We start from the raw sequence: 1,306 nt of genomic DNA, 5'->3' as shown, positions 1-1,306 counted from the left end.
CTCAACGCAGCTCATTTGTCTGTCTTACATGATTGAGCGGCTTGGGTGCGTGAAGCACCGTTTAGTCTAAACTCCAATCTTTAATTCAGCAGTCAAATAGTCGGGGTGATATCCGTGGTCTAGCAAGATAGTGATTTTGGGAACATTAACGGGTTTAGACTTGAAATAATTGATGTTTTTGCTTAACATTTCAATTAAACCTGCATCATCTGATAAGCTAGCTTTCGTGCAGTGAGTAAAAAATGGAAACCCAAGCGTATCAACCGCTAGATGTCTTTTAATACCATTGGTTGATTTGTAAAAACAATAACATGAGCGATGCAATACTGGCATTACAGGTATTTTTAACTGCCTGTGAATCGATGATCGTCAATGTAGTTCACTTCGGTTTTGTTTTACTTGCAATCGGACTTGAGAATGTAAGACCCTCATCAACTCTTCAAGCACACCTTGAGAGCGCCACTGTTTGTAATGCCAATATACGGTTGAGTAGGGAGGTAAATCTTTGGGTAGGTCTGCCCAATTGCAACCATTCTTGAGTTGATAGAAGATGCCATTTAAAATTTCTCGCTCGTGTCCAGTTAGGGGGTCTAGTTTTCTTTTTTAGCGGCAAAATTTGAGAGAGTAAGGGTGACAAAAATTCCCATTCAGCATCTGTGAAATTAGTAGAGTACGGCATCGCCCGAGAGAGTGTTTAGATGGTAATTTTAAATCAACGAGCCTCAGCTGGGACAACCAACTTGAAAACCTTTCCCGGCTAAGCTTTAAACCCCAAAATCTCAACAAACAGCTCACAGCAGGCAATCGACTGCTATGAGATGATCGCCGGCTGTGAGTCTATCGCCGGCTGTGAGTCTATCGCCGGCTGTGAGTCGATCGCCGGCTATGAGTCTATCGCCCGCTGTGAGTCGATCCTGGGGGGTGACAAAGAGAGCTAAGAGCTAGGCCTAATCTGAGTTACAGCCCTCATCCCTCGTTGATAAAAGTGGCGCTTATTCGGGGTTAATTTCATTAACTCTTGAACGGCTCCGGTATATTTGTCTAGGTATGTAACCCATTGTTGGCTATCTAGACCGCTGCCAAAGGTACTCCGCCTCTGATACTTTATTTTTGATTCTTTAGGACGAACAATATACTTTTTGGCCGATTTCATTTTCAGCGTTGTCCCTTGCATAACAGCATTACTATAGCAATCCTAAATGATTTTATATATCTAGAGCACTCCTAAATGACTGTAGTTTAGACTAACCAAAGATGAGAACGGTGGCAAAAGAAGAACTAGAGCCACCGCGCCAGGAGAGAATGA

General features: G+C 42.9%; 1 protein-coding gene. It reads right to left on the bottom strand.

Features of this window, described 5'->3' with window-relative positions:
* Window positions 1-369 precede the first annotated feature (369 nt).
* The gene (locus tag QUB33_RS29780; protein ID WP_445299579.1) at window positions 370-564 is read right to left on the bottom strand and encodes a transposase; all 195 of its coding nucleotides are present in this window, start codon (window positions 562-564) and stop codon (window positions 370-372) included.
* Window positions 565-1,306 lie beyond the last annotated feature (742 nt).

The organism is Microcoleus sp. B3-A4 (assembly GCF_036705385.1).
Taxonomy (GTDB): Bacteria; Cyanobacteriota; Cyanobacteriia; order Cyanobacteriales; family Microcoleaceae; genus Microcoleus.
This window is presented reverse-complemented; position numbering and strand designations above follow the sequence as displayed.